This is a genomic window from Mesorhizobium sp. CO1-1-8 (assembly GCF_020164875.1).
Lineage (GTDB): Bacteria > Pseudomonadota > Alphaproteobacteria > Rhizobiales > Rhizobiaceae > Mesorhizobium.
On record NZ_JAIUGZ010000010.1, the window covers coordinates 74,672 to 87,323 of the forward strand.

14 protein-coding genes are annotated in these 12,652 nt (G+C 61.7%); 9 read left to right on the forward strand and 5 right to left on the reverse strand.

All coding sequences use genetic code 11. From position 1 onward, the window contains the following. Position 1 precedes the first annotated feature (1 nt). On the reverse strand, positions 2-307 hold the full coding sequence (locus LB558_RS20105) for a ribbon-helix-helix domain-containing protein (RefSeq protein ID WP_013531854.1): 306 nt from the start codon (positions 305-307) through the stop codon (positions 2-4). Positions 308-515: 208 nt separating this feature from the next. Here LB558_RS20105 and LB558_RS20110 point away from each other — a divergent pair, with 208 nt between their 5' ends. From LB558_RS20110 to LB558_RS20120, 3 genes are all read left to right on the forward strand, one after another. After that, a complete protein-coding gene (locus LB558_RS20110) occupies positions 516-911 on the forward strand; it encodes a VOC family protein (RefSeq protein ID WP_224699137.1) in 396 nt (131 codons plus the stop codon). 85 nt (positions 912-996) lie between these two features. Further along, positions 997-1,527 (forward strand): gluconate 2-dehydrogenase subunit 3 family protein, encoded by a 531-nt coding sequence (locus LB558_RS20115; protein WP_224699138.1) that lies wholly within the window; start codon positions 997-999, stop codon positions 1,525-1,527. Positions 1,528-1,573: 46 nt separating this feature from the next. Beyond that, positions 1,574-3,145: a GMC family oxidoreductase gene (locus tag LB558_RS20120; RefSeq protein WP_224699139.1), complete on the forward strand. Its 1,572-nt coding sequence runs from the start codon at positions 1,574-1,576 to the stop codon at positions 3,143-3,145. Between the two features lie 63 nt (positions 3,146-3,208). Here the strand turns inward: LB558_RS20120 and LB558_RS20125 are convergent, their stop codons facing one another. Continuing rightward, positions 3,209-3,622, reverse strand: a complete 414-nt coding sequence (locus tag LB558_RS20125; protein WP_224699140.1) for a hypothetical protein — start codon at positions 3,620-3,622, stop codon at positions 3,209-3,211. 312 nt (positions 3,623-3,934) lie between these two features. Between LB558_RS20125 and urtA the strand changes: the two genes are divergently transcribed. The 6 genes from urtA (at position 3,935) to LB558_RS20155 (ending at position 10,146) form a co-directional block, all read left to right on the forward strand. Continuing rightward, a complete protein-coding gene (urtA, locus tag LB558_RS20130; protein WP_224699141.1) occupies positions 3,935-5,245 on the forward strand; it encodes an urea ABC transporter substrate-binding protein in 1,311 nt (436 codons plus the stop codon). Positions 5,246-5,343: 98 nt separating this feature from the next. After that, positions 5,344-6,957: an urea ABC transporter permease subunit UrtB gene (gene urtB / locus LB558_RS20135; protein ID WP_224699142.1), complete on the forward strand. Its 1,614-nt coding sequence runs from the start codon at positions 5,344-5,346 to the stop codon at positions 6,955-6,957. After that, positions 6,954-8,186, forward strand: a complete 1,233-nt coding sequence (urtC, locus tag LB558_RS20140) for an urea ABC transporter permease subunit UrtC (RefSeq protein WP_224699143.1) — start codon at positions 6,954-6,956, stop codon at positions 8,184-8,186. Before urtB ends, urtC begins: the two co-directional genes overlap by 4 nt. Before the next feature lie 6 nt (positions 8,187-8,192). Beyond that, positions 8,193-8,939, forward strand: coding sequence for an urea ABC transporter ATP-binding protein UrtD (gene urtD / locus LB558_RS20145; protein WP_127263655.1), 747 nt, complete (start codon positions 8,193-8,195; stop codon positions 8,937-8,939). Positions 8,940-9,010: 71 nt separating this feature from the next. Next, the gene (urtE, locus tag LB558_RS20150) at positions 9,011-9,706 is read left to right on the forward strand and encodes an urea ABC transporter ATP-binding subunit UrtE (RefSeq protein WP_127258867.1); all 696 of its coding nucleotides are present in this window, start codon (positions 9,011-9,013) and stop codon (positions 9,704-9,706) included. 263 nt (positions 9,707-9,969) lie between these two features. Beyond that, on the forward strand, positions 9,970-10,146 hold the full coding sequence (locus LB558_RS20155; RefSeq protein ID WP_224699144.1) for a hypothetical protein: 177 nt from the start codon (positions 9,970-9,972) through the stop codon (positions 10,144-10,146). A gap of 109 nt (positions 10,147-10,255) precedes the next feature. Here LB558_RS20155 and LB558_RS20160 read toward each other — a convergent pair whose 3' ends face one another. The 3 genes from LB558_RS20160 to LB558_RS20170 all read right to left on the reverse strand — a co-directional run bounded on the left by LB558_RS20160 (position 10,256) and on the right by LB558_RS20170 (position 12,649). After that, a complete protein-coding gene (locus LB558_RS20160) occupies positions 10,256-10,465 on the reverse strand; it encodes a hypothetical protein (protein WP_224699145.1) in 210 nt (69 codons plus the stop codon). A gap of 125 nt (positions 10,466-10,590) precedes the next feature. Continuing rightward, a complete protein-coding gene (locus LB558_RS20165) occupies positions 10,591-11,742 on the reverse strand; it encodes a GGDEF domain-containing protein (protein WP_224699146.1) in 1,152 nt (383 codons plus the stop codon). Positions 11,743-11,857: 115 nt separating this feature from the next. Further along, on the reverse strand, positions 11,858-12,649 hold the full coding sequence (locus tag LB558_RS20170) for a DUF72 domain-containing protein (protein WP_224699281.1): 792 nt from the start codon (positions 12,647-12,649) through the stop codon (positions 11,858-11,860). Between the last annotated feature and the right edge of the window lie 3 nt (positions 12,650-12,652).

Sequence of the window (12,652 nt, forward strand, 5' to 3'; positions counted from 1 at the left end):
GCTACGCGGCCTCCCGCTTCGGCACCATCTGCTCATCCATCCCTGGCCGATGGCCGCGCAGATAGAGCGCGCAGGTGGTGCGCAGCATCGACGCGAAGTTCGGGATGGCGCCGTTGATCTCTATGGCTTCGTCATAGAGCTTGGAAATGAATTTCGGCGTCGTCAGGTTCTGGTTTTCGGCGATCTCGTCAAGCAACGCCCAGAATGTCGCTTCGAGCTGGATGCTGGTCGAGTGACCGTCGATGCGAATCGAGCGGTTGATCTGGCGATAGCCTTCGGGGTCCTGGCCCGCAAACACCCTGCACATCCGACAAACCTCCCGTGATTGTTGGTCTTGGGTGGACGGGCGTGCAGTTTGACACTGCTTGACCTGTCTCCACATGCATTCTCGGGCAAAATTGCCGGTCCGGCAATCGGACTTTCGTCCCGTTCGCGGCTGCGGGCGTGGTAACCGGCTGCCACCACCTTTTATCCGCGCCGCGCATAATCGCCTCCACACCAGCGCGGAGACTGATTTGGCCAAGGCGATACACAGTATGATCCGGGTTCTCGACGAGGCCCGATCGGTCGATTTCTACAGAAACGCCTTCGGGCTCGATGTCGCCGACAGGCTGGATTTCGAGACATTCACGCTCCTTTACCTCAGCAATGCCGAGGCAGGGTTCGAACTCGAACTGACAGTGAACAAGGATCGGCAGGAGCCTTACGGGCTCGGCGACGGCTACGGTCACTTCGCTGTCTCGGTCGTCGATCTCGACAGCGAACATGACCGTCTCGGCGCGCTCGGTCTCAATCCGAAGAAGATCGTCGAGTTCAACCGCGACGGGTCGCTGATCGCCCGCTTTTTCTTCATCGAGGATCCGGACGGCTACAAGATCGAGGTGCTGCAACGCGGAGGTCGCTTCCAATAGGAGACATCGCAGCCGCCTCTGAGGGGGCGGCGCGCCAGCAACGGCGTTCTGAACAGAGCGCACACAGCAAGCAGGGAGGAATAAAATGGTCACGATCTATGACGCGAAGCCCGGGCTTTCACGTCGCGAGCTTCTCAAACGCGGCGGCATCGGCGCGCTGCTCGTCATCTCCGGCAGTGCCGTCATCAGCCCCGAACATGCCTGGGGGCTCGAGACATCGGCACTCAAGCCCGAAACCATGGCGACGCTGATCCAGATGGCGCGCGACATCTATCCGCACGATCAGGTCCCCGACAAATATTACGCCATTGCGGTGAAGGGCCATGACGAGCAGGCCGGCAAGGACGCCGCCTACAAGGCGATGATCGAAGACGGCATCGCCGACCTCGACAAGAAGTCCGGCGACGGCGGCTATCGGGGTCTCGGCTGGGAGGACCAACGCGTCGGCGTGCTGAAGCAGATCGAGGCGACGCCGTTCTTCCAGGCCATCCGCGGCGGGCTCGTCGTCAGCCTCTACAACCAGAAGGAGGTGTGGCCGATCTTCGGTTACGAAGGCGAGTCCTATTCCAAGGGTGGCTACATCGCGCGCGGTTTCGACGACATAGAGTGGCTCTGAGCCCCGTCGTTCCTGAACCCGCAAACAGAAATCATGGGAGGAAACCATGGCAGCTTCATTTGATCTGAACAACGACGGTGTGGTCGTCATCATCGGCTCGGGCGCCGGCGGCGGCACGCTGGGCAACGAACTGGCCCAGAAGGGTGTCGACGTCGTCATCCTGGAAGCCGGCGCGCGCCACGAATATGAGGATTTCATCAATGACGAGTGGGGTTCGTTCGCCCAGCTCGCCTGGACCGACAAGCGCACCACGTCCGGCGACTGGCGTGTGGCCAAGGATTTTCCGAACCTGCCGGCCTGGATCGTCAAGTCGGTCGGCGGTTCGACCACGCATTGGGCCGGAGCTTCGCTGCGCTTCCAGGAGCACGAGTTCAAGACGCTGTCGACCTACGGCAAACTGGAAGGCGCCAACCTGCTCGACTGGCCGATCACGCTGGCCGAGATGGAGCCTTATTACGCCAAGGCCGAAGCCAAGATGGGCGTCACCGGCACCAATGACTGGCCAAGGCTGCCGGGCAACAACAACTTCAAGGTGTTGAAGGCCGGCGCCGACAAGCTCGGCTATAAGGAATGCCACACCGGCAATATGGCGATCAACTCGGTCGATCGCGACGACCGCATGTCCTGCCAGCAGACCGGCTTCTGCTTCCAGGGCTGCAAATGGGGCGCCAAATGGTCGACGCTCTACACCGAGATCCCCAAGGGCGAGGCGACGGGCCATCTCGAAGTCAGGCCGAACGCCATGGCGATCAAGATCAACCATGACGCTAGCGGAAAGGTGACCGGCGTCGTCTATGCCGACAAGGACGGCAAGCTGCAGGAGCAGAAGGCGCGCATCGTCGCCGTTGCCGGCAATTCGATCGAGAGCCCAAGGCTGCTGCTCAATTCGGCGTCGGGCAAATTCCCCGATGGTCTTGCCAATTCGTCGGGGCAGGTGGGCAAGAACTACATGCGCCACACCACCGGCTCGGTCTATGCCATCTTCGACAAACCGGTGCACATGTATCGCGGCACCACCATGGCCGGCATCATCCGCGACGAGGCGCGCCATGACCCGTCCCGCGGTTTCGTCGGCGGCTACGAATTCGAGACGCTGTCGCTCGGCCTGCCGTTCATGGCGGCCTTCCTCGATCCTGGCGCCTGGGGCCGCTCGTTCACCACCGCACTCGACCACTACGACCACATGGCGGGCCTGTGGATTGTCGGCGAGGACATGCCGCGCGCGGAGAACCGCATCACGCTGCATGCCGACGAGAAGGACGCGCACGGCATGCCGATCGCCGACGTGCATTTCGACGACCATCCGAACGACACGGCGATGCGCAACCACGCCTACAAGCAGGCTATGGCACTTTACGATGCGGTTGGTGCCACGCGCACCTTCCCGACGCCGCCCTATCCGTCGACCCACAATCTCGGCACCAACCGGATGAGCGAAAAGGCGGAAGACGGCGTCGTCAACAAGCACGGCCAGGCGCACGACATCAAGAACCTGTTCGTGTCGGACGGCAGCCAGTTCACCACCGGGGCAGCCGAAAACCCGACCCTGACAATCGTGTCGCTCGCGATCCGCCAGGCCGACTACATCGCCGCGCAGATGTCGGCAAAGACGATCTAGTCACATCCTCCCGACAGACTGCTGGCGCGGAACCCGCAAGGTTCCGCGCCTTTTCTTGCCGCCTTATTGCTTGGTGCAGGTCGAGGCGGTGAAGGCGCCGTCGGGTTGCTTCATGATGATGTCGAAGGAGGGCACGGTTTCGCCGTCCAGCGTCGCCTGGGTCAGCGACAGCGAATTGCCCCCGGCGGTATAGCCGCCCAATGGCCCCAGCCACGAGATCACGCCGTTTGCGTCCATTTGATAGTTATAGCCCTGCTGCACGGGGCCGAAGACGCGGAGGCTGGTGTAGACCGGACCGCTGTAGACGTTCCCCTTGATGGTGATGTCGCCGAGGCTGAGGAACATGCCAAGCAGGTACACTTCGCAATGATAGCTGCCATCAGGCATCTTGCCGTCGCTGAAATCGGCTCGCGCGGGCCCGGTTGCCGCGGCCAGAAGCAGTATGCCGATAAAAATGCGTGAAATCCCTGAAACCATGACGTCGCTCGCTTGAAGAGCGAGCTTGCCCTATTTTTGCACCGCGCTGCAACATCGGTCGCCTGAGGTACGGCTGTTGAGGTCAAATTCTAGGCAATCTGACAGAATGAGTGAAAATTAGGCAACGACTGCGTAAGCTGCGCAAATTTCCCTCAATCGATTTCTGGCCGCCTCTCTTTGTTTTGGAAGCCCTATATTCCAAGGCGCTGATATCTCTGAACTATTTGTGCCCTTTCGGGATCGCTAGAGCGGTTGGCATGGGGGTTGCTTTGTAGTGTTGCGGTGCAATCAACCAGCTTGGGAGTCTGTAATATGAGGGGTAATTTCTCGACCATAACAAAAATGTTTTCGGCGAGCGTGGTCGCCGCCGGTCTGTTGATGTCCGTTCCGGCGAAGGCCGCTGACGACACGATCAAGGTCGGCATTCTCCATTCGCTGTCGGGGACCATGGCGATTTCGGAGACGACGCTAAAGGACGCCATGCTGATGCTCATCGACGAGCAGAACGCCAAGGGCGGCCTGCTCGGCAAGAAGCTCGAGGCGGTGGTTGTCGATCCGGCTTCCAACTGGCCGCTGTTTGCCGAAAAGGCGCGCGAGCTGATCTCCAAGGACAAGGTCGCGGCAGTGTTCGGCTGCTGGACCTCGGTGTCGCGCAAATCGGTGCTGCCGGTGTTCTCCGAACTCGACAACATCCTGTTCTATCCAGTCCAGTACGAGGGCGAGGAGAGCGAGCGCAACGTGTTCTATACGGGTGCGGCGCCGAACCAGCAGGCAATTCCCGCTGTCGACTACCTGATGAGCGAGGACGGCGGTTCGGTGAAGCGCTGGGTGCTGGAAGGCACCGACTACGTCTATCCGCGCACCACCAACAAGATTCTCGAGGCCTATCTGAAGGCCAAGGGCGTGGCTGCGGAAGACATCATGGTCAATTACACGCCGTTCGGATTCTCCGACTGGCAGACCGAGGTTTCGGCGATCAAGAAGTTCGGTTCGGCCGGCAAGAAGACCGCCGTCGTCTCGACCGTCAACGGCGACGCCAACGTGCCGTTCTACAAGGAACTCGGCAACCAGGGTATCAAGGCCGAGGACATCCCGGTCATGGCCTTCTCGGTCGGCGAGGAAGAGCTTGCCGGTCTCGACACCGCGCCGCTGGTCGGCCATCTCGCCGCCTGGAACTACTTTGAGAGCATCGACACACCCGAAAACAAGAAGTTCATCGCCGACTGGCACAAGTTCATCAAGAACGACAAGCGCACCACCAACGACCCGATGGAGGCCCACTATATCGGCTTCAACATGTGGGTGAAGGCGGTCGAGAAGGCCGACACCACCGATCCGGACAAGGTGATCGACGCCATGATCGGCGTCTCGGTGCCGAACCTGACGGGCGGCTATTCGACGATGATGCCGAACCACCACATCACCAAGCCGGTGCTGATCGGTGAAATCCAGGCCGACGGCCAGTTCGAAACCGTGTCGCGCACGCCGGGCCTGGTGATGGGCGACGAATGGTCCGACTATTTGCCTGATTCCAAGGACCTGATCTCCGATTGGCGCGCGCCTCTGTCCTGCGGCAACTTCAACGTTGCCACCGGCAAGTGCGGCGGCAAGGGCACGAATTGATCCCTCCCAGGGCTGACCTAGTCAGACCGCGCGCGTCCGGACGGCTACTACCGCCGTCCGGACGCCCACTTCAACCTTCAAGGGGCTAACGGAAGCCGATGACCTTAATCCGCGCGGGCCTGACGCTGTTGTTTCTGCTGGCGACGCTGTCGTCTTCGGGCGCTGGCGAAGCCGATCTGCGCGGCATCATCGCCAAATTCGCCACGGCCAAGGGCTTTTCCGAGATCGGAGCCGTCGTCCACGAACTGGCTGCTGCCGGCGATCCGGCGGTGGAGCGGCCGCTTGCGGCATTGGCCGACGGCAATCTCTATCTCCGCAAGGCCGATTCCCTGGTGTTTGTCGGCAAGGAAGCGGGCGAAAGCGTCCAGCTTTCCGACCCGTTGAGCGGCGAGGCCTCGGGCGAGGCAGCCAAGGACGACATTACCAAGATCAAGGTCAACAACACGCTGCGTCGCGTCATCCGCGATGCGTTGGGCACGCTGACGCTTGGCGCCAAGGATCCCGCCGTGCGCGTTGCCGCCGCCGACACCATGTTCAAGACGCCTGACGCCGCAAACATAGGGCCGCTCGATGCGGCGATCGCCAGTGAGACCGTGGCCAGCGTCAAGGCTCTGCTCGAACAGGCTCGCGCCGCGTCCGTGCTGGTTTCCGACCGGCCGGATGGCGACAAGCTGGCTGCCATCGCACTGATCGGCGCGCGTGGCGACCGCGATGCGGTTTCCCTGCTCACTTCGGTCGAGGCGAATTCCACCGACGCGGTCAGGCAAGCGGCGACAGCCGCGATCGCCAACATCAATTCGACATTGGCCTTCTGGGATGCCGGCCAGAATATCTGGTACGGCATTTCGCTGGGCTCGGTGCTGCTGCTGGCAGCAATCGGCCTCGCCATCACCTTCGGCGTCATGGGAGTCATCAACATGGCGCATGGCGAGATGGTCATGCTCGGCGCCTACACGACCTTCGTCGTCCAGCAGGTGATCCGCACCTCTTTTCCCGGCCTGTTCGACTGGTCGCTGGTTATTGCGCTGCCGCTGGCCTTCCTCGTCGCGGCCCTGGTTGGCCTGATCATCGAGCGCGGCGTCATCCGTTTCCTCTATGGCCGGCCGCTTGAAACGCTGCTGGCGACATGGGGCGTCTCGCTGATCCTGCAACAGGCCGTGCGCTCAATCTTCGGGCCGACCAACCAGGAGGTCGGCAACCCATCCTGGATGTCGGGCTCGTTCAATGTCGGACAGTTGGCGATCACCTGGAACCGCCTGTGGATCCTGGTTTTCGCGCTCGCTGTCTTCGCCATCCTGCTCTACGTGATGAAGCGCACGCCCTGGGGCCTGCAGATGCGCGCCGTCACCGCCAACCGGCGCATGGCCGCCTCGATGGGCATCAGGACGCCATGGGTAGACGCGCTGACTTTCGCGCTCGGCTCCGGCATTGCCGGGATAGCCGGTGTCGCGCTCAGCCAGATCGACAACGTCTCGCCCAATCTCGGTCGCGGCTACATCATCGACAGCTTCATGGTCGTCGTCTTCGGCGGCGTAGGCAATCTGTGGGGCACGTTGGTCGGCGCCTTCTCGCTCGGCATCGTCAACAAGTTCCTCGAGCCCTATGCGGGCGCGGTGCTGGGCAAGATCGTCGTGCTGGTGCTGATCATCCTGTTCATCCAGAAGCGCCCGCGCGGCCTGTTCGCGCTCAAGGGCAGGGCGGTGGAAGCATGATCACGGGACGCTTTTTTGCCGCCGGCGCGGACCGCCGCATCGCCATCACGATTTTCATCCTGCTGGCGGTGGCCGTCATCGTGCCGTTGCTCAACCTTGCGGTGTCTCCCACCAGCGCCTTCTACATCCCATCCTACATTGTCGCGCTGACCGGCAAATATCTCTGCTATGCGCTGCTCGCCTTGGCGCTCGATCTTGTCTGGGGCTATTGCGGCATCCTTTCGCTCGGCCACGGCGCCTTCTTCGCGCTCGGCGGCTATGCGATGGGCATGTATCTGATGCGCCAGATCGGCTCGCGCGGCGTCTACGGCAACCCCGTCTTGCCCGACTTCATGGTGTTTCTGAACTACAAGGAACTGCCATGGTTCTGGTATGGCTTCGACCATTTCTGGTTCGCCGGGCTCATGGTGCTCGCGGTGCCTGGCCTGCTCGCTTTCGTCTTCGGCTGGTTCGCCTTCCGCAGCCGCGTCACCGGCGTCTATCTCTCGATCATCACCCAGGCGATGACGTATGCGCTGCTGCTTGCCTTTTTCCGCAACGACATGGGGTTCGGCGGCAACAACGGCCTGACCGATTTCAAGGATATTCTGGGCTTCAACGTGCAGGCCGACCCGACGCGTTCGGCGCTGTTTGCCGCCAGCGCCGTCATGCTCGCGCTCGCCGTCTTCGTCACCTGGGCGATCGTCGGCTCCAAATACGGCAAGCTCTTGATGGCTGTGCGCGATGCCGAGAGCCGCACGCGCTTCCTCGGCTGGCGGGCGGAGAACGTAAAACTGTTCGCCTTCACCGTCTCGGCTGTCATGGCCGGCATTGCCGGCGCGCTCTACGTACCGCAGGTCGGCATCATCAATCCGGGTGAATTCGAGCCGGCCAATTCGATCGAGGTCGTTGTGTGGGCCGCCGTCGGCGGGCGCGGCACCATTGTCGGACCGATCATCGGTGCGTTGCTGGTCAATGCCGGCAAATCCTGGTTCACCGGCGTGCTGCCGGAGTTCTGGCTGTTCGCGTTGGGCGGGCTGTTCGTCGCCGTCACGCTTTTGCTACCCAAGGGCATCATCGGCATGTGGGATTCTTGGCGTGGCGACGCCAAGGCGTTGCGGGCAGCTTCCGTTGCCGAGGAAGCCGGCAGCGACCCCGACGTTCCGCCGCCGGCGAAAATCGTTCGCAGCGAGGCGAGAAAACCCGGCGATTGGTCCGCCAGCAACCCCGAACCGCAGCCGGCGGAGTGAGCGACCATGTCGAAGTCGAACACAATCCTTTATCTCGACGGCGTCTCGGTCTCCTTCGACGGCTTTCGCGCCATCAACAATCTGTCGCTGGTGCTCGACAAGGGCGAGATGCGCGCCATCATCGGCCCCAACGGCGCCGGCAAGACGACGATGATGGACATCGTCACCGGCAAGACGCGGCCCGATGAAGGCGAAGTGTTCTTCGACGGCCAGGTCGATCTGACCAAGCATGACGAGGCCGAGATCGCCATGATGGGCATCGGCCGCAAGTTTCAGAAGCCGACCGTGTTCGAAAGCCACACGATCGAGGAAAACCTGATGCTGGCGCTGAAAGGTCCGCGCTCGATCTTCCCGGCGCTGTTTCATCGCCGCTCGGCCGCCGAGACGCGGCAGATCGATGACATCCTCGGCATCATCCGGCTTGGCGACAAGCGCAACGAATTGGCAGCCAATCTCAGCCACGGACAAAAGCAGTGGCTCGAGATCGGCATGCTCTTGGCGCAGGACCCGAAACTGCTTCTGGTCGACGAGCCGGTCGCCGGCATGACTGATGCCGAGACCGAGGAAACCGCGCGGCTGCTCAAGGATATCGCGCGCGACCATTCGGTCATCGTCGTCGAGCACGACATGCATTTCGTGCGCGAGCTAGGCGTCAAGGTCACCTGCCTGCATGAGGGCTCGGTGCTTAGCGAAGGCACACTCGATTTCGTGTCGGCCGACGAGCGCGTCGTCGAAGTCTATCTGGGGAGATGAGCATGGTCTGGCGGGTTCAATTCCATCGCTTCGATCTGTCGTTTCTCCGGTTCTGGAAAAGGCGCTGAGAGATGCTCGAAGTTTCAAACGCCACACTGCACTACGGCGCCGCCCAGGCGCTGCGCGGCGTGTCGCTGAAAGCGGGCGCCGGCAAGATCACTTGCGTGCTCGGCCGCAACGGCGTCGGCAAGACCAGTTTGATGAGATCGATCGTCGGCCATCACCGGCTGACGAGCGGAAGCGTTGCCTTCGAGGGGAAGGCGCTCGACCGGAGCGCGGCGTATGACCGCGCCCGGTCGGGCATCGCATTCGTGCCGCAGGGCAGGGAGGTCTTTCCGCTGCTCACCGTGCGGGAGAACCTGGAATCAGGCTTCGCGCCGCTGAAACGGGCCGACCGCAACATTCCGGCGCATGTCTTCGAGCTGTTTCCGGTACTGAAACAGATGCTCGGCCGCCGTGGCGGCGACCTTTCCGGGGGGCAGCAGCAGCAGCTTGCCATCGGCAGGGCATTGGTGATGCGGCCGAAGCTGCTGGTGCTCGACGAGCCGACGGAAGGCATCCAGCCGTCGATCATCAAGGATATCGGCCGCGCCATCCGCTATCTGCGCGACCAGGCCGGCATCGCCGTGCTTTTGGTCGAACAATATCTCGATTTCTGCCGCGAGCTCGCCGACGAGGTCAACATCATGGACCGGGGTCTGATCGTCCATACCGGCCCGGCGGAAGATTTGGACCGTGCTGATGTCAGGAAGTTCCTGACGGTCTAGAATCGTAGTTGGACTTCAGTTGACGGTCCGAAATCCTTGGCAAGTCTAATATTTCTCCGATCCAGCCCTGTGCGTCACTGGCGCACCATGGGCTGCGTGCTAGTCTTTCCATGGCTTTTGTGAGTCGGCCGCTTCCGTATCAGTCTGGTTATCGCAGATCGAGGGCGCGGCTAGCACCGGGCAAGTTTCACGCAAGCAAAGCTACCTAGCTTCCCTCCTGCGATCTCTGTCGTTCAAACGCGCACACAGGCTAAGGGACAGCCATGGAACGTTACGTCGAGGACTACCAGAAGCGGCGACTTATCGAACGTGTCGATATCATCGCCGCCATCAACATCTTGAGGTCACAGGGCTGCGAATACGACGACCTGATCGAGGAAATCACGAAGGTTTTCTACGTCGATCTCGATGCCTTCAATGAAATCGTCATGGCGGCGTAGACGCTGCTTCGATCGCAATCAGTTCGTGCGACAGACGCGGCGAACAGCTGGTCGCTCTGCGGCGGCTCAACCATCTGCCCAGAGTTCCAACATACCGTGATGCCTCCATCTAGTTGTCCTGCCGGCGCTTCTCAATTTGATAGGTCAGCCAGCGACAGAACATTCCGATGATGGATAGTGCCGCGCCGCCAATCAAACAGGCGATGAGCACAGGGCTTTTTGGGGCACTCGACCAGCTCACGATGGCGAGCAGGGCTACACTTCCGGTCGAGATCAAATAACCGATCCCCTTCAGAAGGTGCAGAGAAGCGTTTGTCATGCACGGGTTCTCCCGAAAGGTTCTGCCTTTCGGAACATTCTCCACGTTGTGAAGTTCCATCGCTGCCACCGGGCCATGCGAATTGCGCCGGATGATTGGCAACAAAGATATCAAGGCTGGCCAGTCTAACCCGCGCGCCGGTATGCCGAGGCGGTGACACGGTTGCGGCCTCCGCGCTTGGCGTCATAGAGCGCCTTGTCGGCGGCGTTGAGCACCTTGTCGAAGCCGAGGCCTTCCTTGGTGCCGAAAGCAAATCCGGCACTGACCGTGCATATCAGCGAGCCTGTCTCGGCTTCGATGCGGTGCGCGGCGAAAGCTGCCCGAATGGCCTCGGCGGTGGCCTCCACCGTTTCGGGCAAAGTCCGCTTCAGCACCAGCGCGAACTCCTCGCCGCCCATGCGCGCGGCGACGTCGGCCGGGCGGAGATTGCCGGCGAGTTCCCGCGCGAACACCTTCAGCACCTCATCGCCGGCGGCGTGGCCGAATTCGTCGTTGATGGCCTTGAAGTTGTCGAGATCGAAGACGACCACCGCCGTGAAGGCGCCGACCGGCGCATCGCCGTGCAGGTCGAACAGGGCGCGGCGGTTGAGCAGGCCGGTCAGCGGGTCGGTCAGGGCATTGTGGCGGTGATGCCGGGCCAGACGTCCTTGGTTCAGGGCCAGGGAAAGCGCCCCGATCCCGGTCATGCTGGCGATGACGATGATGAGGCTCAGTTCCTCGGCCCAGTTGCTTGGCGCATGTCCAAGGACCAGCTTTCCATCCGAGGCTAGAACCATGGCGCAGAGAGCGAAGGATGCGGCCGTGGCAGAATAGAGCGCGGTGATACCGATCGTCAGGGCAGGGGCTTCGTCGCGGCCTTTCCAGTATTCGACCGCCGTTGCGAACAGAAGCAAGGCGGCGAAGGCATTTTCGAATAGGAAGCCCAGCCCGTCATAGCCTAGAGCCATGGGAGGCAACGTCACGGCCAGCGAAATGGCGCTGCCAAGCACCGTTCGCGGCACTGGCGAGCCGCCGGTTCTGAACTGGTAGGCCGCGCCCAGCATTGTCGAGAAACCGAGCAGGAGGAAAGCCAGCGTGGCGATGCCCAGCAGGCGCCCGGGCATATCGATATAGGCGTCATAGACAAAAATATCGCCGACCACGAACACCAGGCTGATCGCCCATGTCAGCAGGAATTTCTCCGAGCGAGCGGTCAGCCACATGCCAAACAATGTCAGGCTCAGGCAGGCAGCGGAAAAACCGACAGCCAGCAGAAGTGAAGTGTAGTCGAGCGACATGCCCCTCGTCCTTGCCCGCGGAGGTCCAGATCTGCGACTGGTTTAGCTGGATTCATGCAGCAAGGAGGTATCGATAAGGTTACGACGGTGGCGAAGATGCCATGATTCCGCTGCGTCAGGGCACCGGCAGATCCTGGTCCACTCGCTTCATCAGTGCCATGGCGCCGAACGGCGCGCGCACCTTGCCCTCGGTGATGAAGTAGACGAACACGTCGCGCGGCTTTACCGGCGCATCGGTGGCGGGGTCGGCGCGCCGCAGGTCGGCCGGCTGCTTGCCTTGCGCCCAGGTCTTTACCCGCGCGGCCCATTCATCGAGACCTTTCTGCGTGTAACAGTCGGGATTGTCATCGCTGCCGGTCTGCAGCCGGGCGTAGACGAAATCGGCGGTGATGTCGGCGATATCAGGATATTTGGCATGGTCGGCGTAAACGATCGCGGCCTTGTATTTTCGGGCAAGTGCCGCGAATTCCGGGACGATAAAACTGTCGTTGCGGACTTCGAGCGCATGGCGCAGCGCAACGCCGTCCTGCCTTTCCGGCAGCAGTTTCAGGAAGGCTTCGAAATCGTCCGGATCGAATTTCTTGGTCGGCGCGAACTGCCACAGGATCGGCCCGAGCTTTTCACCGAGCGCCGCCACGCCGGAGCCAAGGAAGCGCGTCATCGATTCGCCGGCCTCGCCCAGCACGCGCCGGTTGGTGACGAAGCGGTTGCCCTTCAGCGAGTAAACAAAACCGTCCGGCGCCTCGTTGGCCCATTTGACGAAGGTCGGCTCCTTGAAGCTCGAATAGTAAGTGCCGTTGACCTCGATGCTCGGCACCTGGCGAGTGGCGTAGTTCAGTTGCTTGGCCTTGGAAAGCTTGTCGGGATAGAATGACGTATCCCAGGGCTCGAACGTCCAGCCGCCCATGCC